22 protein-coding genes are annotated in these 22,642 nt (G+C 38.3%); 10 read left to right on the top strand and 12 right to left on the bottom strand.

Features of this window, described 5'->3' with window-relative positions; translation table 11 throughout:
• Positions 1–2 precede the first annotated feature (2 nt).
• The 5 genes from HC179_RS19215 (at position 3) to HC179_RS19200 (ending at position 2,282) form a co-directional block, all read left to right on the top strand.
• Entirely contained in the window at positions 3–623 is a 621-nt protein-coding gene (locus HC179_RS19215; protein ID WP_168865810.1) for a zinc dependent phospholipase C family protein, read from the top strand.
• Positions 624–732: 109 nt separating this feature from the next.
• Positions 733–1,263, top strand: a complete 531-nt coding sequence (locus HC179_RS19210; protein ID WP_168865887.1) for a nucleotidyltransferase family protein — start codon at positions 733–735, stop codon at positions 1,261–1,263.
• Positions 1,260–1,658 carry a VOC family protein gene (locus HC179_RS19205; RefSeq protein WP_168865809.1) on the top strand — a complete coding sequence of 133 codons (399 nt, stop codon included), beginning with the start codon at positions 1,260–1,262 and terminating at the stop codon, positions 1,656–1,658. The genes HC179_RS19210 and HC179_RS19205 overlap by 4 nt, the downstream gene beginning before the upstream one ends.
• Before the next feature lie 23 nt (positions 1,659–1,681).
• On the top strand, positions 1,682–1,813 hold the full coding sequence (locus HC179_RS21235) for a hypothetical protein (protein ID WP_277351332.1): 132 nt from the start codon (positions 1,682–1,684) through the stop codon (positions 1,811–1,813).
• 1 nt (position 1,814) lies between these two features.
• Positions 1,815–2,282, top strand: a complete 468-nt coding sequence (locus HC179_RS19200) for an 8-oxo-dGTP diphosphatase (protein WP_168865808.1) — start codon at positions 1,815–1,817, stop codon at positions 2,280–2,282.
• Between the two features lie 36 nt (positions 2,283–2,318).
• Here the strand turns inward: HC179_RS19200 and plsY are convergent, their stop codons facing one another.
• Positions 2,319–2,924 carry a glycerol-3-phosphate 1-O-acyltransferase PlsY gene (gene plsY / locus HC179_RS19195; RefSeq protein WP_168865807.1) on the bottom strand — a complete coding sequence of 202 codons (606 nt, stop codon included), beginning with the start codon at positions 2,922–2,924 and terminating at the stop codon, positions 2,319–2,321.
• Between the two features lie 195 nt (positions 2,925–3,119).
• Between plsY and HC179_RS19190 the strand changes: the two genes are divergently transcribed.
• The 4 genes from HC179_RS19190 to HC179_RS19175 all read left to right on the top strand — a co-directional run bounded on the left by HC179_RS19190 (position 3,120) and on the right by HC179_RS19175 (position 9,213).
• On the top strand, positions 3,120–3,527 hold the full coding sequence (locus HC179_RS19190) for a CoA-binding protein (RefSeq protein WP_168865806.1): 408 nt from the start codon (positions 3,120–3,122) through the stop codon (positions 3,525–3,527).
• A gap of 237 nt (positions 3,528–3,764) precedes the next feature.
• Complete coding sequence (parE, locus tag HC179_RS19185; RefSeq protein ID WP_205825395.1) at positions 3,765–5,735, top strand: DNA topoisomerase IV subunit B; 1,971 nt, start codon at positions 3,765–3,767, stop codon at positions 5,733–5,735.
• Positions 5,736–5,738: 3 nt separating this feature from the next.
• Entirely contained in the window at positions 5,739–8,183 is a 2,445-nt protein-coding gene (gene parC, locus HC179_RS19180) for a DNA topoisomerase IV subunit A (RefSeq protein ID WP_168865804.1), read from the top strand.
• Positions 8,184–8,646: 463 nt separating this feature from the next.
• A complete protein-coding gene (locus HC179_RS19175) occupies positions 8,647–9,213 on the top strand; it encodes a cysteine hydrolase family protein (protein WP_168865803.1) in 567 nt (188 codons plus the stop codon).
• 35 nt (positions 9,214–9,248) lie between these two features.
• On the opposite strand, the gene HC179_RS19170 is transcribed toward HC179_RS19175, so the two are convergent.
• From HC179_RS19170 to HC179_RS19160, 4 genes are all read right to left on the bottom strand, one after another.
• Complete coding sequence (locus tag HC179_RS19170) at positions 9,249–9,713, bottom strand: nucleoside deaminase (protein WP_168865886.1); 465 nt, start codon at positions 9,711–9,713, stop codon at positions 9,249–9,251.
• A gap of 513 nt (positions 9,714–10,226) precedes the next feature.
• Complete coding sequence (locus tag HC179_RS19165; protein ID WP_346775165.1) at positions 10,227–10,970, bottom strand: LAGLIDADG family homing endonuclease; 744 nt, start codon at positions 10,968–10,970, stop codon at positions 10,227–10,229.
• Positions 10,928–11,176, bottom strand: coding sequence for a helix-turn-helix domain-containing protein (locus HC179_RS21105; protein ID WP_240948590.1), 249 nt, complete (start codon positions 11,174–11,176; stop codon positions 10,928–10,930). The genes HC179_RS19165 and HC179_RS21105 overlap by 43 nt, the downstream gene beginning before the upstream one ends.
• Positions 11,177–11,288: 112 nt before the next feature.
• Entirely contained in the window at positions 11,289–12,503 is a 1,215-nt protein-coding gene (locus HC179_RS19160; protein WP_168865802.1) for an MFS transporter, read from the bottom strand.
• A 200-nt stretch (positions 12,504–12,703) separates the two neighbouring features.
• On the opposite strand from HC179_RS19160, the gene HC179_RS19155 reads away from it, so the two are divergent.
• Positions 12,704–13,039, top strand: a complete 336-nt coding sequence (locus HC179_RS19155; RefSeq protein WP_168865801.1) for a winged helix-turn-helix transcriptional regulator — start codon at positions 12,704–12,706, stop codon at positions 13,037–13,039.
• A gap of 48 nt (positions 13,040–13,087) precedes the next feature.
• On the opposite strand, the gene HC179_RS19150 is transcribed toward HC179_RS19155, so the two are convergent.
• The 7 genes from HC179_RS19150 to HC179_RS19120 form a co-directional block, all read right to left on the bottom strand.
• Complete coding sequence (locus HC179_RS19150; RefSeq protein WP_240948589.1) at positions 13,088–14,278, bottom strand: type III PLP-dependent enzyme; 1,191 nt, start codon at positions 14,276–14,278, stop codon at positions 13,088–13,090.
• 2 nt (positions 14,279–14,280) lie between these two features.
• Entirely contained in the window at positions 14,281–15,501 is a 1,221-nt protein-coding gene (locus HC179_RS19145) for an MFS transporter (RefSeq protein ID WP_168865799.1), read from the bottom strand.
• Positions 15,498–17,489: an IucA/IucC family protein gene (locus HC179_RS19140; protein ID WP_168865798.1), complete on the bottom strand. Its 1,992-nt coding sequence runs from the start codon at positions 17,487–17,489 to the stop codon at positions 15,498–15,500. The genes HC179_RS19145 and HC179_RS19140 overlap by 4 nt, the downstream gene beginning before the upstream one ends.
• Positions 17,479–19,335, bottom strand: coding sequence for an IucA/IucC family protein (locus HC179_RS19135; protein WP_168865797.1), 1,857 nt, complete (start codon positions 19,333–19,335; stop codon positions 17,479–17,481). The genes HC179_RS19140 and HC179_RS19135 overlap by 11 nt, the downstream gene beginning before the upstream one ends.
• A 184-nt stretch (positions 19,336–19,519) precedes the next feature.
• Positions 19,520–19,969, bottom strand: a complete 450-nt coding sequence (locus HC179_RS19130; RefSeq protein WP_168865796.1) for a DUF2512 family protein — start codon at positions 19,967–19,969, stop codon at positions 19,520–19,522.
• 93 nt (positions 19,970–20,062) lie between these two features.
• Positions 20,063–21,667, bottom strand: a complete 1,605-nt coding sequence (locus HC179_RS19125; protein ID WP_168865795.1) for an ABC transporter permease — start codon at positions 21,665–21,667, stop codon at positions 20,063–20,065.
• Positions 21,667–22,581, bottom strand: a complete 915-nt coding sequence (locus HC179_RS19120) for an ABC transporter ATP-binding protein (RefSeq protein WP_168865794.1) — start codon at positions 22,579–22,581, stop codon at positions 21,667–21,669. Before HC179_RS19120 ends, HC179_RS19125 begins: the two co-directional genes overlap by 1 nt.
• Positions 22,582–22,642: the final 61 nt, after the last annotated feature.

The following is a 22,642-nucleotide window of genomic DNA, read 5'->3' as shown; positions in this document are numbered from 1 at the left end:
AAATGGGTTCTCGATTAATGCACACCATTATTGCAGATGAAATTTCTTTACGGATCGGAGTAGCGGATCCTTCTTCATTCATTTTAGGAGCCGTTGCACCTGATGCTGTTGCTCCTAAGGATTTTTCCCATTTCTATGTAGGGAATCCAAACGATTACACTAGGTCAATAGATTATCAAGCTTTTTTACATAAATACAATACGTACAAAGACAACCCCTATATACTTGGATATTATACACACCTGATAGCAGATGATATTTGGCTAAAGGGGTTCTTTTTACCATGGTTAAAAAACAGGTTGGAAAACGATCCTACTTTATTAGAAAGATATCATAATGACTTTAAGCTCTTAAATTTTAAATTGATGAGTCATTATCAGACGAACCATGATTTATTAAAGGGGATTTCAGGAGCAGCACAGCCTGTAGAATTAGAGGAAGTGTCCATTACGCAGGTTTCATCTTTTATCCCTTACGTCGAACAGGATATGATGCTAAAACAAACAAGCGAGCCTTTGCAAGTTTTTACGATGGAAATGATCATTGGCTATATCGAAACTTCCATTGACAAGGGAGTGCAGTTGATAAAACAAACGTCTGATTGGAAAGTCTTGCTAAAATAGTGCTTTCTTTTGTATAATAAGAATATATGTTCGCATACCGTAAAAGGAGACATTTTTCTTGTTACAAACTGAAAAAGATTTACTAAATCTTATTGAATCAGATGAATGGATGATGGATATATTGAGAGCGGCAAAAGCCCTTAATCTTCCTGATTGGTGGGTATGTGCTGGATTTGTCAGAACAAAGGTGTGGGATACATTACACGGTCATTATAATAGAACTCCTTTGCCGGACATAGATGTTATTTATTATGATAAAAGTGATGTATCAGAGGAAAAGGAAAAGCAGCTTGAAAAAAGACTGCTAGAACTATGCCCGGTTGAACCCTGGTCCGTTAAAAACCAAGCAAGGATGCACGTCATTAATAATTTGCCGCCATATGCTAATTCTACGGAAGCAATGTCTAAGTTTCCAGAAACGGCCACAGCAATAGGGATTAAATTAGACCAAGACAATCAATTGCAATTAGCTGCTCCTTGTGGAATTCAAGATCTTATCAACTTACTGGTAAAGCCTACACCGCTCTATAAAAAAACAGCAGAGCATGCCCGCATTTATGAAAATCGGTTGAAACAAAAAAATTGGCAGGCATTATGGCCAAATATCACTATTTCACAAGTGGAAGGTGTTAGTTCATGACAGGAATGCTACATCATATAGAATTGTACGTGTCGGACTTGAAGAAAACGAAAGAATTCTGGGGGTGGCTTCTCGATGAACTGGGGTATATGCCCTATCAAGAGTGGAAAAGTGGCCAAAGTTGGAAAATAGAAAATACATACATAGTTTTTGTGCAAACGGAAGAAAGGTTTCTCGATGTTCCTTATCATCGGTGCAGAGTAGGCCTCAATCATCTTGCATTTCATGCAGCATCCCGGGAACAGATTGACGAATTATGTGAAAAACTAAAGGCACGTGGAGTAAATATGCTATATACGGACAAACATCCATATGCAGGCGGGGAAAACTACTATGCGGCATTTTTTGAAGATCCTGACCGGATTAAAGTAGAGCTTGTGGCTCCTTCTAAATAATGGCTTTCAAAGGGGGAAAATAAATGATTAATACAGTATTACTAATAGGTATTGCTATTGGGTTAGGAACGATCATTTCTTATCTTGGGCAAATGGTCAAGCAAAATAAAAGAATCATAGAACTATTGGAAAATAAAGATAGCGGAGAAAAATAAAATGACTAAGATCAGCATGTACACGATGTGTCTTGTGGTGGACGGAGATAAAGTCCTATTAATTAATAGACCTTCCCATAAAGGGTTTCCAGGCTATATAGGCCCAGGCGGGAAAGTAGAATTTCCTGAAAGTCTTACAGAAGGTGCAATAAGAGAAGTTCTTGAAGAAACTGGATTGGAAGTTAGTAACTTAGTTTATAAAGGTTTAGATGAATATGTAAATGAGATGGAAAATGAGAGATATATGGTGTTTAACTATGTGACATATACGTTCAGCGGACAACTCTTACCATCTCCACCTGAAGGAGAATTAAAATGGGTAGCAATATCGGAGGCCTTAGATCTCCCTATGCAAGACTGGTTCAAGAAAAGGTTTCCACTATTTTTTGAAGAGGGAACTTTTGAAAAACATGTAGTATGGGATGATGAGGTGAAAAAAGCTGTAAAAGAAGTGGTAACAAAGCATTAATGACATATAAAAAGCATCCGAGAAAACTCGAATGCTCTATGATACCTTCTTCTTTTTTAAACTTAACCAAGTGATCTTTGGCTCCGTTTTCTGGATGATTCGGCCGATATTAGCCCGATGCTTAAAAATCACAAATGCCGTAAGTAGGGACACCGCAATAATTAATGGAAGATCTCCAAAAGCAATGCTATATATGGTGGTGACTATTCCAGTAAGCATAGATGATAGAGATACATACTTCGTCAAAAATAAGAAAAGAAAAAAGCAGAATAACATTAAGCCGAACAGAAGCGGACTGGCGAACAACAGAACTCCACCAGAGGTTGCTACTGCTTTACCGCCTTTGAATTTTGCAAAAATCGGATAAACATGTCCGATAACGGCACAGGCACCAGCAAGAAGCGGATGAATGTCAGCTCCAAGTAAGATAGGCAAAGAAGCAGCGAGTGTCCCTTTTAAGATGTCGCATATCGTTACAATCATTCCTGCCTTTACACCCAATGTCCGAAACGTGTTTGTACCGCCTAAATTCCCGCTTCCGTGTTCACGGATGTCGATTCCATAGCCTACTTTTCCCACAATAAGTGCGAAAGGGATGGAACCGATAAGGTATGCAAGTATAATAATTAGTAGTTCAGTCATTCATTAAACCCCTTTATGTAATAATCCCTATCTTTAATATATGTTAAATTTAACAGGATGCAAAGGGTTTATTGCAATTATAGCGAATTTTTTATGAGTAAGTACTAATATCAGGTTATTATTAGTTGTTAAAACTAGACTAAACGGGTATAACAGTAAGAATTAACTTAAAAAAATAGTAAAGGGGACAAAAATATGAATATTCCTAGCAGAGAAGAAATCGGAAAGATATTAAAAAAGAGCAAGCGGATTGCTGTAGTTGGATTGTCTGATAATCCTGCTCGTACATCCTATATGGTTTCAAAAGCGATGCAGGATGCAGGATATGAGATTATTCCTGTTAATCCTACTGTAGACGAAGTCCTTGGAGTGAAGGCTGTTTCAACTTTAAAAGAAGTGGAAGGGCATATAGATATTGTCAATGTTTTCCGTCGTTCTGAGCATTTATATGGAGTTGCTGAGGAATTTTTACAAGTAGATGCAGACGTTTATTGGGCACAACTCGGGCTTGCTGATGAAAAGACATATGAACTGTTGAAAGAAAAGGGCTATACTGTCATTATGGATCGATGCATTAAAGTGGAACACGCATTAACCAAATAGGTCAAATTCGTCCTTGTTTTTGTAGAAAAAACAAGGATTTTTATTCATTATATGACAATTTACGCCAGATTATATTGGCTAAAGTCTAAGAACCCTATACAATAGAACATAGACAAGTTTCAAATGTATGATAATATATAAACGAATATTTGTTGTGAACAAACGACAAATCCGTATAGATAAAAGGAATTCATACATAACGTGATTTATTGGTAGTAGTAGTGAAAGGGGTATGTTTTGGTGGCAAAAAATACGATTGAATATAACGATGATGCGATACAGGTATTGGAAGGTCTTGAAGCTGTACGTAAACGTCCTGGTATGTACATTGGAAGCACGGACAGCAGAGGTCTTCATCACCTAGTATACGAAATCCTTGATAATTCCGTCGACGAAGCGTTGGGTGGATACGGGGATCATATCATTGTGACAATACATAAAGATAACAGCATTAGCGTGAAGGATAAGGGCCGTGGAATGCCTACCGGAATGCATAAAATGGGAAAACCTACCCCCGAAGTAATTTTAACGGTATTACATGCAGGTGGAAAGTTTGGTCAAGGCGGATACAAAACGAGTGGAGGACTACATGGTGTAGGTGCTTCAGTCGTCAATGCATTATCCGAATGGTTGACTGTAACGATCAAGCGGGACGGTATTGTATACGAGCAACGTTTTGAAAATGGAGGTAAGCCAGTTACAACACTTGAAAAGATTGGGACAACCAATCAAACAGGTACAACTATCCATTTCAAGCCTGATACAACTATCTTTAGCACCACAACATATAACTTTGAGACATTATGTGAGCGTCTAAGAGAATCTGCCTTTTTGTTAAAGGGACTAAAAATAGAGCTGAATGATGAAAGAAATTCCGTAAAAGAGATATTTCATTATGAAAGCGGGATTGAGGCATTTGTTACTTACCTGAATGAGGAAAAGGATTCGCTTCATAATGTTGTTTCCTTTGAAGGTGCCCAAAACGGTATTGAGATAGATTTCGCTTTTCAATTCAATGATGGATATTCAGAAACCATCTTGTCTTTTGTTAATAACGTGAGGACGAAAGATGGCGGGACACATGAAGCTGGTGCTAAAACAGCTATGACCCGTATTTTTAACGAATACGCTAGAAAAGTGAATCTTCTAAAGGAAAAAGACAAAAATTTAGATGGGTCAGACATTAGAGAAGGACTATCTGCTATTATTTCCGTTCGCATCCCAGAGGAACTCTTGCAGTTTGAAGGGCAAACAAAAGGGAAACTTGGCACAAGTGAGGCACGTTCTGCGGTAGATAGTGTGGTGTCTGAACATCTTGCCTACTTCCTGGAGGAAAATCCAGAAACAAGTTCGATGCTTGTGAAAAAATCCATTAAAGCTTTCCAAGCTAGAGAAGCGGCTCGAAAAGCAAGAGAGGATGCCCGGAGCGGGAAAAAGAGAAAACGATCTGATGCGATGCTTAGCGGTAAATTGACTCCAGCACAATCACGCAATCCTCAGAAAAATGAAATTTACCTGGTAGAGGGTGACTCTGCAGGAGGTTCGGCTAAACAAGGCCGTGATCGCCGTTTCCAAGCAGTCTTGCCACTTCGAGGAAAAGTTATCAATACCGAAAAAGCCAAGCTTGCAGACATTTTTAAAAACGAAGAGATTAATACGATTATCCATGCAATAGGCGGTGGCGTTGGACCGGACTTTTCAGTGGAAGACATCAACTACGATAAAGTGGTAATCATGACCGATGCCGATACAGATGGTGCGCATATTCAAGTGTTATTATTGACCTTCTTTTATCGCTACATGAAGCCGCTTATTGAAGCTGGAAAAGTATTTATCGCTCTTCCACCTCTTTACAAAGTAAGCAAGGGGACCGGGAAAAAAGAAGTATTGGAATACGCTTGGTCTGATGAAGAATTGCAAGGAGCTATCCAGAAGATTGGTCGCGGCTATACCATCCAACGTTATAAAGGTCTTGGGGAAATGAACGCAGATCAATTGTGGGAAACAACCATGAACCCAGATACTCGTACCTTAATACGCGTACGAATAGACGATGCAGCCCGTGCTGAGCGTCGTGTAACCACACTAATGGGGGACAAAGTAGAACCAAGACGAAAATGGATAGAAAGCCATGTTGCTTTTGGTTTGGAAGAGGACCCTAATATACTTGAAAATGATAACTTGTTGGTCGCAGCAGAGGAGGTATAACAGATGACACAGATAGAGAAATTTCACGACTTACCCCTAGAGGAAGTTTTAGGCGACCGATTTGGACGTTACAGTAAATATATTATCCAGGAACGTGCACTACCAGATGCACGTGATGGACTTAAACCAGTACAACGACGAATTTTATATGCCATGTACGCAGAAGGAAACGTACATGATAAACCATTCCGTAAATCTGCAAAAACAGTCGGTAACGTAATCGGTAACTATCATCCACATGGAGATTCCTCTGTGTATGATGCTATGGTCCGTATGAGTCAGGACTGGAAGGTACGAAATATGCTAATCGAGATGCATGGTAACAACGGTAGCATCGATGGCGACCCACCAGCGGCAATGCGTTACACGGAAGCAAGATTATCACCAATCGCATCTGAGCTTTTACGTGATCTTGATAAAAAAACAGTAGAATTTATTCCTAACTTTGATGATACATCTCAGGAACCTGTTGTTCTTCCTGCCATGTATCCAAATCTATTAGTAAATGGCTCTACAGGAATATCTGCCGGATATGCAACGGATATTCCTCCACACCATCTTGGAGAAGTCATTGATGCAACTATCATGCGTATCGATAATCCTTCTGTGACAGTGGATGAACTTATGACTGCTGTCAAAGGACCGGATTTCCCTACTGGAGGGATCATTCAAGGAGTAGAAGGAATCAAAAAAGCCTACGAAACTGGAAAAGGCAAGATCATCGTTCGCGGGTTGGCTGAAGTGGAAGACATCCGTGGCGGAAAGCAACAGATTATTATCACAGAAGTTCCATATGAAGTGAACAAAGCGAATCTCGTTAAGAAATTTGATGAACTTCGCTATGACAAAAAGGTGGATGGCATTGCAGAAGTTCGTGACGAAACCGACCGCACAGGCCTTCGTGTTGTTATTGAACTAAAAAAAGAAGCAGATGCCAATGGTATTTTAAATTATCTTTATAAAAATACAGATCTGCAAATCACTTTCAACTTCAACATGGTTGCCATCTATAAAAAGCGCCCGACATTAATGGGATTGCCACACTTTTTGGATGCATACATAGATCACCAGAAAGAAGTAATCTCAAACCGTTCACGTTTTGAGTTAAATAGAGCAAAAGAACGCCAACACGTTGTAGAAGGCTTAATGAAAGCACTCTCTATTTTAGACGAAGTAATTGCTACCATCCGTGCTTCCAAAGACAAACGCGATGCAAAAGATAACTTGATTGCCAAGTTCACTTTTACAGAACCGCAAGCGGAAGCTATTGTTTCCTTGCAGCTTTACCGTTTAACCAATACGGATATTACAGCTTTGCAGGCAGAAGCAGATGAATTAGCTAAAAAAGTTGCTGAGTTAGAAGCAATTCTAGCAAGCGAGAAAAAGTTACTTTCAGTTATTAAGTCCGATTTAAAACGCGTGAAGAAACTCTATACAAATGAGCGTCGTTCTAAAATTCAGGATCAGATTGAAGAACTCAAAATCAACCTGGAAGTAATGATTCCTTCAGAAGACGTCATCGTTACCGTTACAAAGGACGGATACGTAAAGCGTACAAGCTTACGTTCTTTCTCCGCTTCCAATGGACAAGATTTTGGAATGAAAGAAACGGACAGAATTATCTCCAAATTGGACATTAATACAACCCAAACGTTGCTATTGTTCACCAACAAGGGTAATTATTTGTTCCTGCCAGTCCATGAACTTCCTGACATCCGCTGGAAGGATATGGGCCAACATGTAGCAAATATTGTTCCAATAGACCGAGATGAGTCCATCATAAAAGCAATACCTGTCAGCAATTTCGAGGATCCTAAATTCTTGTTGTTCGTAACACGTAACGGAATGGTCAAGAAAACAGAGTTGAGCGCGTACAAAGCACAACGCTACTCTAAGCCACTGATGGCCGTAAACCTTAAAGGTGATGACCAGGTAGTAGATGTTCACCTTACAGATGGCAATCAGGATATCTTTTTGGCAACGCGAAGCGGGTATGGACTATGGTTTACCGAAGAGGAAATTAATGTCGTCGGCGCCCGTGCAGCCGGTGTGAAAGGTATAAACTTGAAAGATAATGACTTTGTTGTAAGCGGCTTAGTATTCGAAAAGGAATCCAAAGCCATGCTGTTTATCGCCACCCATCGCGGTGCGGTGAAGAAGTTGAAAATTACCGAGTTTGATAAAGCTACACGTGCTAAACGTGGGCTAGTTATGCTTCGAGAAGTTAAAAATAATCCACACCAGATAGCAGCAGTTGATCTTGTGGAGCCTTCAAGCTTCATTTATGTACAAACGGAAAAAGGCATGGTGGAGAAGCTTGCAGCTGCCTCTTACCGCAACAATGACCGCTATTCAAACGGATCCTTCGTCCTGGATCAACAGGAAGCAGGAGATGTAGTGAAGATGTGGGTAGAGACGGAAGAGGAAGTAGAAAGTAAGGAAAAATAGGATAAAGTTAGTTGAGACCGCTTTTCTGCGTAGGATTTTTTACGTGGAGGGGCGGTTTTTTTGGGTTTGTTTTGTTGTATGTTAGTGAAATGCGTAGAATGGTTGGCAGGAAGGTTATTAATCGGTTTACTAGATTTTTATTATGTAAACTTATGGTGAGCAAAAATATTAAAATTGTAGAAGATCTTAATTTAGAGGTAGAAGATTGTGTGGGAAATGTAGAAGCAAATCCGGGAAATGTAGAAGGTCGCAGTTTTATGGTAGAAGGTCACGAATAAATGATAGAACCAGTCCCAACATTTCCAGACTCTCCAGTAAAAAATTGTTTCTGAAACAGCAGATAAACAATATCTGATATAATATGGTAAAAACAATACTCAAAGTAACAATACTCAATGTTTATCTCTAAGCATATCGATTACAAACATCTAATAGAATAGTGGGGAAAGAGAGGGGATGCATTATGAAGCCAGTATTACTAGTTGTAGATGTTCAAAAAGGGTTTGACGATCCAGCATGGGGCCAACGCAATAATCTAGATGCTGAAGATAGAATGCTAGAACTGATGAAAGCGTGGAGACAAAAAGAGCTTCCTATCATACACGTTCAACATGTATCTCAAGATCCAAATTCTAAACTTCATCCCAGCAACCCTGGGTTTGCTTTGAAACCAGGATTTGAGCCGTTGGAAGACGAATATTTTATCCGAAAGAACGTAAACAGTTGTTTTATAGGAACACAATTGGACAGCTATCTAAAGAAAAATGGGTACCAAACATTGATTGTAATTGGTTTGACCTCCAATCATTGCATATCCACTACAGTAAGAATGGCTGGAAATCTCGGTTACAGAACATATGTTTGTAGTGACGCAACTGCAGCATATGAGACTGTTTCCTTTGATGGTTTGAAGCTATCAGCAGAAGATGTCCATCGTCACGCACTTTCCGCACTACACAATGAGTTTGCCGAAGTTATTTCTACGAAAGATGTCCTAAAAATAATTCAACAGCAACCCATTAAGAATTAATAAAAAACAACGCCATAACAATGTGGCGTTGTTTTTCAATAATGAGTCCGATCAACTTTTTTACTCCAATTAATAAAAGGTTGCAAGGAGTTTACTAATGGTAAATGAATAAAGGGGAGGGTTCGATTTGCAGGATCAAGTTGAACTTCACGATAAATAAACTCGTCATCAAAATGAATGGAGGCAGCATCATTTCGATCTGCAGCAAAATATACGGTTGGAATACGAGACCAATAAATAGCTCCAAGACACATCGGACAGGGTTCACAGCTGCTATAAAGTACGCAATCTCTAAGTTCAAAGGTTTGTAAGTTATGACAAGCTTTCCGTATAGCCATAACTTCAGCATGTGCTGTTGGATCAAGGTTACTGGTAACTCTGTTGACACCTTCAGCAATGATTTGATTGTTCTTAGTGATAACGGCACCGAATGGACCGCCATTTTCTTTAACATTTTGAAGAGCCAAGTCTATGGCACGGTGAAGAAAGAATTCATGCATGTGCTTTTCCAAAGAAACACCTCCACAGAAAGGGATTTCTAACATCTTATTGCATCTTTTTAGAGTTAATACGCTTTAGGAATAATTCTTCTAAATAAAATTTGGACAGCAATGAAGGGACAAAGTCATTATTTTATTGCGGTAATAATGTTATGTAAACTCACTAATAAAAAGAGACAACTGCATTATCAGATCTATAAACAATTCAATAGAGACCATTTATCAAAAATAAAACAATAAAAATCCTTATCAGCCAGACAAACTCAGTTTAGTTTTAGGTTGTAGATCTAATATAATGATGAAAAATAATTATTCTAATGCAAATTAGGTAAAAATAATTAAACTAAGGGATTATATCTTTTTTTTTGTTTTTTTGTCTCACTATCATAAGTTTACTTAGTTTTTGATACAAAATAACGTTTTTTCTATAACTTCCTATAATACATATTATGTAGACCCCGAAGAAAATAAAAGATTAGAGGAGTATTAAGTTACTCCTCTGCTCTCAAGTATTTATATTTTTGTTATGATTTTAATATTTGCAAATCGATCATCAGTTTTAATCCAATTCTCTAACTGCTCAACAGAAATATTTGCATGTAAACGTGCTTTTTCTATAGAGTTGTAAAACTTTAACTCTTTAAGGAATACTCTTTGCTTAGTAGGTTTTTTTGGCGCTTTGTTTATTAACTGTTCAGCTGATAACTCTTCTTTATTGTAAATATCAAACTTTCTTTTCAGATATAATTTTTTATCATTGTATATCCAGTCTCCAAATTGTTTTATGGTCTTTTTGCCGCTTATGTAAATTCTGAAGTGATTATCTTTGCTCGTAATTATTGGGTCGAATCCTTTGTCTTCGAGTATATCTCTTAACTCTAAAATAAAGGAATATGAACCTCCAACAAAGTTTATCATATTTCCTTTTTTATATATACTACCATCCCCATCAAAATAACCTCTTATAAAATGATGCATATATTCTTCTGGTACATAAGGAAATTTAACCGTTTTAGATTTGTTTGGTGTTAAACCATGTATATTCATCAGGTCATCTTTAATAATTTTGCTGTTTATATTAAGGAAATATACCCCATTTTTATATTCCCCAATTGGATGATTAGATTTCATTTCATGTCTTATTTCATCAAGAATTTCAATTTCCTTTTGTGCAAAACTTACTGTTTGTCCTTCTCCACTTACTACTCCATCCGCTAAAAAAAGCCTAATATATATGCCATGTTCGGTGACCAGCACTTGAAATAATCCTCATTTAAATGATATTTCCTTTTCCAATGTCCCCTTGGACGCAGTTCCACATTATTCTTCTTTAGAATTTGTGTAATTCTTCGGCTTGATACATTCCCTGCCTTTGCAATCTCACTGGTACTCAGTCCTTCTTCATACATTTTAATTATTTCCGGGAGGTCTAAGGTGATTTTTCTACTTGGCATCTGCTTCATATATTCCCCTTCCTCTCCTGTAGATCTAATTACCTATATTTATATTATACGAACATTTGTTCTGTGGTGCAAATAATAGCACTTCCCCTCATAAAAAAGAAAAAACCGCCCATCAATGAGCAGTTTTCCCTTCCATTTTCATTAATTTAAACGTCAACCCAACTGCCCCCATCACCATGACTCCCCCAATCCATGGAGTATGGATCAGACCTATAGAAACCACAATAATACCACCTAACAACGATCCAATCGCTATCCCTACGTTAAATGCTGCAATATTGAGCGCAGAAGCCACGTTTACTGCAGAAGGTACATATTTTTCTGCAAGATTCACGACCAACACCTGAAGTCCAGGTACATTCATAAATGCAAACATCCCCATTAAGAAAATCACGATCAGCCCTACAACTTTAAATGGTGCTGCAAATGTCAACACAACCAAAATGACAGCTTGCATCATAAACATCCACATTAGTGCCTTCAAGGGGTTCTTATCTGATGCTTTACCCCCAATTACATTCCCTACTGCAACAGCGATTCCATAAACAAGTAAGATACCACTTACCCACTTTGCACTAAATCCTGTAACGGTTTCTAAAAGTGGTGTCAAGTAAGTGAATGCCACGAAAGTCCCACCATATCCTAAAGCGGTTATCGCAAAGGCCATCAAAAGTTTACTGTTTTTCAACACATCAAGTTGCTCGCGTAACGTTGATGGTGGTGCCTCTTTTAAATTGCGCGGAATTAGAATTGCACTTGCTACTGCTCCAATCACTCCCAACAAAGCAACACCCCAAAACGTTGCTCTCCAGCCAAACATTTGTCCAATAAAGGTTCCTAGTGGTACACCTGTTACTGTCGCCACAGTCAATCCTGTAAACATCAAAGCAATGGCGCTGGCCCTTTTGTCAGCAGGAACAAGATCTGCAGCGATTGTTGCCCCTATTGAAAAGAAAATTCCGTGTGAGAATGCGGTGATAAACCGTGCTACCAATAGTAGTTCATAACTGTTGGATAATGCTGCTACCGTATTACCAATAATAAATACAACCATAAGTGAGATGAGTAGTGTTTTGCGATTCATTTTATTTGTCAGTGCCGTTAGTACTGGTGCTCCTACAGCAACACCCATTGCATAACCCGATATTAATAATCCAGCCAGTGTGATGGAGATGTTTAAATCATTAGAGATTGTTGACAATAAGCCAACGGGAACGAATTCAGTGGTTCCAATTCCAAAAGCACTAATTGCTAAAGCTAACAATGCTAACGTACTATTTTTTCTGTTTGTTTTAGGATGATCTATAGAAACTGCTTGTGAATTCATCTTAAAAGCCTCCTTCATATGTTTCAGATTTCCTGTTGGCGCCATTAGGAATCCTTTCGAGTTCTTATTATGAAGGTAGTTGTTTAATATTGTAAGTACGCACTTTAAAGTGAGGTAGGTACCTGGAAGTACCCTATTTACCTTTAAGGTCATGGTGGTATAATGAGTGAAATAAATACCAGACAAAGAAGGGATATTTTATGAAGAAATACAACATTCCTGTGGAAGCTGCATTGGAAGTTATCGGTGGTAAGTGGAAAGTAGTCATCTTGTGTCACCTTATTAAAAGTAAAAGACGAACAAGTGAACTTAAAAGGCTAATGCCTACTATTACGCAAAAGATGCTCACACAACAACTAAGAGAACTGGAGTCTGATGGGGTTGTAAATCGCATTATTTATAATCAGGTACCTCCTAAAGTGGAGTATGAATTAACCGAGTACGGCTGGTCTTTGAAGCCAGCATTGGACATGCTTTGCGCATGGGGTGAACATCATATAGAAAAGACCTCGCCAAATAATGAGTTAGTAAATTAACCCCCTTTCTTCATGGAAAGAGGGTTTTTCATTTTACTTTTTTCTTTCTTACTCTATATAATAGAATTGAGGGTGTGGATGTGAAAGAAAGTCGTGATGTGATATTGTCCAAGCATAGGCACCAGCCATGCTGAATATAACTAAATCGCCCACCTTTAGCGACTTAACAGGTTGTTTTCTTACTAATATGTCATTTGGAGTACAAAGCTCACCAGCTATTGTCACATCTTCTCCCCTTATCTGTGGTCGTGGCAATGGTGAATCGCGCCATTTCTTTATGGAGTAGATTGTGAAGGGATGACTTATTTTCCATGCTGCCGGAAGTCTGAGGTGGTGACTTCCTCCTCTTATTATAGCAAACCATTCCCCATAATTCTGCTTTAAATCAACAACTTCTGACACGTAATATCCCATTCTACCGGTCAGATAGCGTCCAAGTTCCAAGAACATCTTTAACTTATGTTCTGCAAAAAGGGGTGCTAGTTCTCGAAGCTCCTCACTGAAATAATTCCAATCGAACTGAGCTGCTGGATTCTCGTAATTTATCCCAATTCCTCCACCGGCATTCACAATTTCCACATTTAAAGCATAGGATTGCTTCCACTCCAAAGTTCTTCTTAAACATGTTTTAATAAAATCCACATGCTCTTTAGCGTTTAAATTATTACTCATAGCGTGAAAATGAAATCCTTTTACTTCTATGTAGGGAAACTGTACTAAGTTCTTTAAAAGATAAGGTATATTGCTCTCCTCTATTCCGAATTGAGTTGCAACTCCTGCCATTTTATGTGAACTCTCCTTGACGTTATGTTGGACATTCACTCTAATGAATACCTGTACCACCTTTTTAGCTTTTTCAGCTAAACGATTTATTCGGTGTAGATCTCTTTCACTCTCAATATTCATGTATAAGATCGTACCATCTACTAACAGAGAGATCTCCTTATCTTTTTTTGCTGGTGCTCCCAGTACAACTGGTTTTCCTAAGTTTTTTACTTTCCTAACTTCTCCCTCAGATGCCGTATCAAATCCATCTATCAATGTTGCCAGGGTGTTGAGAATTTTTTGATCAGGGTTTGCTTTGACTGCATAGTATAAAGAACAATAAGTTGGCAGGGACTCTTTTATCGTTTGTACATGGTTTCGTAAGCTTTTTAAGTTATAGATGTAAGCACTTGCTGGCTCTTCGCTTATAACAAGCTTGTCCACCAAACTCTTTATTTGATCTATTTCCAACAATCTCATTCCTTCCAAAGTCGTTGATTTATCAGTACTAAAATTAATGTAATAACAATGATACCCGCTCCCATCATTAGACCAGCAAATATAATGCCTATTAAATTGGCAATAAACCCTATTAAAATTGCTCCAAGTGGGATGTATCCTCTATCCATGAGGGCAATACTTAGTACTCTTCCACGGTACGCTTCCTCTACTTTTAACTGTACTATCATTCTACTAAGTGTCCTGTAGTACTGACTTATTGCTCCAACTATAAACATAAATAAGAAGGATAGGAGGACGGATTTACTAAATACAATAAATAAAAGAAAAGCTAATCCAAAGCCTATGGAAGATAAGATAAGCCATTTCCCTTTTTGTGTTGGCTGCTTCCATGACAGTAGTATCGTTGAAAGAATTGCACCGATGGAAGACACAGAGAGCAGAAGGCCAAATCCTTCTGGGCCTGCTTGAAATAATTGTTCAGCAAAAACAGGCATCATTGTTGTGTAAGGGAAACCAAATATCATGGGAGCAATGCTTATAAGTAAAATGGACTTAATAACCGGGTCTCTTTTTATATAAAAAAAGGTTTCTTTCCACGTTGATTTCTTAGTTTCCCGCTTCAATTTCTTATCTCTCTTGTAGGAATTGGGGGTGATTATCATGCTTAGCACCCCTATGGTCCCTAATGATAGCAGCATTATGATACTTGAAGCAGAGAAATGACTAAGCAATACACCAGCCATTGCAGGTCCTATCATTCTTGCTAAGTGAATGCAAGTAGTTTGTAGAGTAATAGCACTTCCTAGCATTTCATTTGGCACAATATCTGATAAATATGCATTACGAACAGGTACTTCTATACTCATAATGATGGATCTTATAAAGACTAGCACCATAAACATTACTAAAGTGGCATGATTGCTTAGTACAATTCCTAGCATTATAGTCAGTACAAAGATTCCAGAATAAAGCCACAGGAGAGAATGTCTTCTATCAAATCGGTCCGCTATATATCCACCGGTTAATGAGAAGAGAAATACTGGAATCAATCGACAAGCATTGGCAATACCAAGTGCGAGAGCTGAATGAGTCCATTGAAATACAACCCAGTTTAATACAGTGAGGTCCATCCAATCAGAAGTCCTCACAATAAAACTACCGTAGAGAAACCTTCGATATTGCTTTGACTTTAAGGCAATGCTGCCACCAATTGCATGTGAGGGAACACTATTCATTTTTTCCTGCTCGCACTCAGTGGATTATCAATATCGCTAAACATATACCCATCAGATGGATTCAATCGCATCTTTGTTAAAGCCTTGTGACTTATTTTATCCTGGTAGAAATATGTTCGGTCTTCCTTCACGTTCACTTCTGTAGATGACTCTAAGCATTGGAACACTGCCTCTATCTTGTTATCGACTGCCTGCCAAAATTCACTCTCCTCTACTCCAGAACTTTCTACTAGCAAGCGAATTATTTCCCCAATATGGCTTTGTATAATGGTATAATGTGCTTTCGTATGAATGTCATAAATTGCATCCGTTTCAATTAGACTACCACTATAAAAATCAGGAAAAATACCCTGTGATTGCAGTCTTGGCCTATATATTCTTGCTCCACCCCAGTCCCTAAAATAAAATCTTACCGGCTTCCCATTCCGAAAGACAGGTATACTATTTTGTAAATGACCTTCTAAAGCTATACCGTATTTTGTTAAAAATGTGAGGAATCCTGGAATAGTTATGCTGAGGTATTCTTGGAAAAATTGAATAGTCCCTTCCCTTCTGGGATAATGATAATATGATAGGTACTCCTCTAAAATATCATCCAAGATTGTTTTATTGGTCAATGGTGATTTATTGTATAAACTACTCCCTACTACCGGTATTTCCCCGTTCTCTAACTCCATTTCCTTGTTTTCACGTACAATTACTGTCAAATTTCTAGATTTATCCTTGTTTTCAGATTTAAATGCAAATCCACTTGTTTCATTGAGAGGGATAAAATCCCTTAAACTAAGCTCTTTGTCTAGTACCTCTTTTACCATATTACTGAAATGCACAGTGTTTAGTGCTGTGTTCGTTGATATGGACCGAACCGTTGATGTCATCTGACTATTAATCGCTAATTTCAAAAATGTATTTGTTGCTTTAGTAGGCATGACGGTTCTAAAAGAAGACGTTGCTCGAGCTGATATTTTAATAGAAGGTAACGGGATAATGATGTTCTGTCTTATTTCATTAGAATATAATGTATATAGAGTATGATTTAGTTGCCACTCGTGTACGGGTAAAATGTAATAGTTGGACGGGTTATGACCTTGAGCACTTAGCAGTTTTTTACCTTCCTCGAATTGTTTTTCAAGTATCCTTTCAAGTTGATTTGGTTTCATTTCTACTTGAAGTAAATAATCTCTACGTACAGCAAGGAAATGGATAGAAAATTGTCCATGGTATTCTGGAGAATATCGCATTACATCTTCCATACTCATGCCAGTTTTTGTTTTAGTGCCTGGATGTAAATGGTGACCTTCTACTGCAAGCTGCTCAAAAAATAATAAAGTGTTCCACTCAGGGTCCGTTTCCTTCTTTCTCTTGATAAAGTTAGAAAGGGATGGTGTTCTAAGCGCACTTGCTTCCTCTTTCATTTGATTCGTCCACCTATCGTGGTAAGTGTGAGCCAGTACACAATTTGAAGTACTATTATCCAATTCATTACAATACTCCGTACTATCCTCAAGTTGCATCAGTCTTAGCAATTCGCTTGCAGTTTCGACGACAGTTATAGAATTAGATGTTATTTTATAAATGTCTCCTTCGAGCGTTATCCGCCTAAAAGAAAATTCTTTTCTTATCGGGAAAACCAAAATATAATCTTCAAACCATTTAATACGATAAATCAGATGCTCTTTTAAGTCCAATCTTTGTATCTGATTAAGGTAGGGCTCCCAATGCTCTTCTACTTTTAATAAAGTGGTGACAAGTACAGAGCCGATTCTTTTTAATTCAACAGATTGAGAATACAAGTTTACAACATCCTCTCGAAAAAGAGAGGCAGCCAACTTATGAAGAATATGTTGATGGCCAGTTTTTATGAAAACTGGAAACCTTTCAGCAAGTGTAGAAGACATATTACGCAGCTTTTTATAATACTGCTTTTCTTCTTCAAGCCACACTTTTACACACTCAGCATTCTTAACAACGGTAGATTTAAGCTTCATCGTACTTGTCCTCCCTCTCTACTATTAATGGATTTGGTGCCTCTACGTACATATTCTCTGTATATGTATCCGATAGCCTCATACTAATTAATGCTTTTAAATGGGTATGTGAGGAGAAAATGTATGCTTCCAACCCCATTGCTTGCTCCTTTGTGCTAAGGTTTGAATATAGTTCCTGAAACGTATGTTTAATGACTTGCTTTACCATTCTCCACAGATATATCTCACCAACGCTAAACTCTTTAGCAAGTATTACAATTAACTCGCCAAGGTGGTTATGAATAACGGCATGTGAGAACATTTTATATAGGTCTAGATATTGATCTGTGAGTATGTTGGTAGATTGATCTATTTGATTAAGGTCCAACCAACTACTTGCATCCTGTTGATGGATTCTAATACCCCCATTATCACGAATCATCAACTCAACAGGTTGTCCCTTTCGAAATATTATTATTGCATTCTGAAGGTGGGCTTCCATACTAATGCCGTATTTCACTATTAAATGAATGAGTACGGGTATAAGGACCTTTCCGTATTCTTCTACGAAATTCATTGCTGCTATTTTTGGTGATAGACGATGAGAAATGGCGTAACTTTCTACTAGTTCTTTAATCAGGATCCCTTTTGAAAAGGGGAGTTTATTCAACAAAGCAGCTGCTGGAATTGCGAGCTTGTCTGGAGCCAAGGCGGCTTCTGGATTTTCCCTGATTATGCAGGATAAATTCTTTTCTAAGTCAAGTTCTGAAGATGGGTGTATAACTTTAAAATGACATCCTGCAATCTCCGATAAAAACACAGCCTTTCCTTTAATAAATGGGTCCTTCTGCTCTATATCTTTTAAAAGCTTGGATAAAACAGGGCCATTATGAACAGAAGCTGGGGAAACTGTTCGTTTAGCACTAGTCATCTGGATATTAACTGCAGTTTTGATATGATGTAATGTACTCCCCTTTGTTGGAGCCATTGAGCGAAATGACATTAAGGGTCTCACCCGTATCGAGGTATGTAAAGGAATGATTCTATTTTCAATTAATTCTTTTTGGTAATGTTTTCTTATTGTATGTTCGTATTGCCAAGGATGCACGGGCAGCAGTTCATATGAAGTTAAATGACAATATTCTTTATGTAATTCAGGATAATCCGATAGAAGGATTTCCGTGATGGATTGCTTTTCCATACATGTAATACGAGCAACATCCTTGTGAATCGCTAACACGACAAGATCGACTTCTGACCGCCATTCTGGAGCAAAGCGTCTGGTTTCATCTATGGATAGACCTAGCCTTGTTTTTGAACAAGGGTGAAGTGTGTGCCCCTCTATTACCGACTGTTCCAAATATGTAAGTGGACTGAAGGATGGATCCAGCTTTTTCTTCTCTAATAACATGTCCAAGATGTTATTTTTATCGTTTTTAAATTCGATAAATTTTTCTAGGGCTTCCATTGCTAAAGCATCGTTTCTAATACTGTTTTGTAACTCATCATGTAACTTCTTTATTCCGTGCGGTGCTAAATCCAGCGGACCAAACATAGCTTGGAGGAACTCAACAGAAGTCTTAATTTCCTTTTCCATACCATTTAAAGCGTGTAAAATCTTATCTTTTATTTCTAGTTGTCCTAGTAAATATTTTTGCTTAACGGGTATGGTGATGAAACCTTTAGCGTTTAAAGTGTGCAGTTTATAAACACCACCTGCTTTTTCTTTATCTGGCGTCCAGTCTGTTTCTATCACATTTTCTCGAATTACTGCTTGAACTAATTTAGCTAGAATTCTTTTTTCTGAAAATGGCAGATATCGTTTAGGTAGATCTTTTTCAAGAGCTTTATTACATAGTATAGACAATGGTATTCCTCCTGCTTTTTGAGTGAGAATGATTTTCATTAACAATTGAATAATAATTGAAAATCATTCTCACTGTCAATGGATATTGTACAATTGAGGATAAAAGACCTAATAGTTTATGGATAGAGGGTTTTTCATATTCCTTATGTGTAACAAACAAAAAAACCCAACAAAATTATTGGGTTTAGTCTTCTGTCTTCTTCTTTTCATGAACACTTAACTCTTCTGAGAACTCTGTTTGTAGTTCCATTGGTGAAGCTTCCCTCTTCGATTTCTTTCTCGGGTGATCAGGGAAAACACTTTTAACAAGGTACAGATGAAAGAACACTTCAAAAACTGTGATTGTAAATGCTGCAATTACAGATGGTAACAAGAACCCGCCACTTAAATTGGTCAAAATATATACCATGAAAGCGATAGTGGCAAAGTTAAATACAAAGTCAAATCCTGCAGCAAATGTATAGTTGGTTCGCGGCAATACCATGTCATCCACTACAAAGTACGAAAAAGTGATAAGGAGAACGGTTGTCAAAAGGATATCAAGGAAAGAGATTTCAGCAAACTGATTCAAGAAAAAGGATAAGATTAAAAAACTGGCGATGAACTTGATTAAAATCGGCATTAAATGCTTCACATTTTTCACTCCTTTTCTTTTGTAGATTGCTCGATGAAAAGGTGTTTTATACAAGTAAACCCCCTCGTAATATAAACGAGGGGGCTTTTGAAATCATCCTTCGATATCACGGTATTGAAATCCTATATAACCTACTAACGATAAACCAATGGAAATAATAATAAGAATCGCAAGCGTTAGATAATTGATCTCTTCCACCGGAATCTGTGGAATATGTCCGTATGGAGATAAATTTGCCATCCATTCAGGAAGCTTGAGCATGCCGCCAAGATAAACAACAAAAAACGAATAGCCAAGTACAAGCCAAGTGAGTCCTGTCAGTTTAGGTTTTAATCCAATGGTAGCAACTCCAATTCCGGTCAAGATCCACAAAGCGGGCAAATAGACTAAGCCTGCTTTTAAAATTGACTGCAAAGAGATTGGATCATCCATTACAGAATCTGCTGCCACCCATAAGCCTAAAATGGCCAAAGTTAGCATAATAAAGCCGAAAATGAGAGACAACAACATATAACTTCCCAGTAACTTTGATCGTGACACGCTTCTCGCAAGTATTGGCTCCAAGTGCCCTCTCTTCTCCTCCCCTTTTAGTTTCAACAAAAACATGATGGGAGGAATCGTACAAAGCATAGAAATAATAGCCATTAGCATGGTCATAAATTGTTCGGTTAACGTGTATCCTTCTACAGGTGGTAACATTTGAGTTAACATATCATTGCTAGAAAAGAACGTTTCTAGGTCCCCAAGCACAGAACCATACGACGCTCCTAAGATAAACATTCCAATCGCCCAAGCGATAATCCCTGTACGTTGAAGCCTGAAGGCCAATCCGAAAGGACTTTTTAAGAAACGAGACGCATATCGTTTACCTGGCTTTGTCGGGATGAAACCAGACCCAAGATCACGCGATGCATGTAAATAAAGCCCAGTCACGGCAATAGTTATAGAGCTGCCTAATGTAAGGAAAATTGGCCACCAATAGTTGTTCACATAAACCTCTGTTCCCAATATCCATCCGAGCGGTGAAACCCAAGACAAGCCTTCATTACTTACATCACCTACCGCACGAATTAAATAAGAGACTGCAAGCACTGTAAATGACAACCCAATGGTACCACGCGAGTTTGAAGAAAGTTGTGCAAATAGAAGCGTAATGCTTGTGAAAAATATCCCCGTAGCACCTAATGCTGCACCGTATAAAAGGGAGCCGTTTAGATCAATGCTGTCAATTCCTAGAGAGAATAAGCTAAAAGCAACGAAGAGACTTAAACATACATTGGTAGCTATCACAACGACCAGTGTAGAAGTAACAGTAGCTAAACGACCTACAGGCAAGGAGCGGATTAACTCGACGCGTCCCTCCTCTTCATCATTTCTTGTATGACGCGTAACCAACATAATACTCATGATTGCCACCACTATTGCTGTAAATAGTAGCATTTGGTGCGCCATCATGGGCCCCTCAGTATAGTTTTCCAACCCATATCCCTTACCGACCATTGCCGTCATGGCTGGATTCTTCATTGTTTCAGCGATTGCTTGTCTTTCCTGGTCATTCGCATACAGACCAGAAAAAGACGTGGCCGTTAATATTGTCATAATAGTAATGGACAGCAACCAAATTGGGATACGAATCTTATCCCGTTTCAAAGTGAAGAGAATGAGTCTACCAGTATTAGTAAAACGTTGCTTCCACATTAGGCTTCCCCTCCCGCTCCTGCATTGGAGGTATTGCCACTATCATAATGTCGCATAAACAAATCCTCTAATGTAGGAGGAGAACTTTCTAATTTAATTAGGCCGAACTCGCTCACATGCTTCATGACATTAGCCAGTTCCTCTGCGTCAACTTGAAAAGAAACCGCAGCATCTTGTTGTTTTACTTCATGTACACCCTTCAATAAACTGATATCGACTAAAGGCTGTTTTGTTTCAACTAGTAGATTTGTTCTTGTGAGATGTCTCAATTCTTGTAAGGTTCCTGTTTCTATAATCTTCCCTTGTCGGATGATTCCAACACGGTCACATAGCTTTTCAACCTCAGAAAGTATATGGCTTGAGAGAAGCACGCTCTTTCCCGCAAGTTTAGCCTCCAATACGCATTCCTGGAAAATCATCTCCATTAATGGATCAAGTCCTGAAGTAGGTTCATCTAATATATATAAATCTGCATTTGATGCAAATGCCGCAACTAACGCTACTTTTTGCCGATTTCCTTTAGAATAAGTTCTGCATTTTTTTGAAGGATCCAGTTTAAATCTTTCAATCAGCTCTTCTCTCTTTCCAGTGTTGCTCCCTCCACGAAGTTTCATGAATAAATCAATGACCTCTCCTCCTGTTAGGTTTGGCCATAATGTCACATCACCAGGTACATAGGCAATGCGTTTGTGGATTTCTACAGCATCCTTCCAAGCATCTAGGCCGAATATCTTCGCTTCCCCATGTGTTGCTTTCAATATGCCCAATAATATACGTATGGTGGTGGATTTCCCCGCTCCGTTAGGTCCGATGAATCCGTATACCTCTCCACTATTGACACTCATATCTACCCCGTCTAAAGCAGTGAAAGTACCAAATGTCTTCTTTAAATTATTCGTCTCTAAAATGGTCATGAAAGACCCTCCCTTAATCTACATGATAAACATACAGAAAAGAAAAATATGAAATATTTTA

The sequence above is a fragment of the Bacillus sp. RO1 genome (genome assembly GCF_012524115.1).
Classification (GTDB): Bacteria; Bacillota; Bacilli; order Bacillales; family Bacillaceae_I; genus Sutcliffiella_A.
This window is presented reverse-complemented; position numbering and strand designations above follow the sequence as displayed.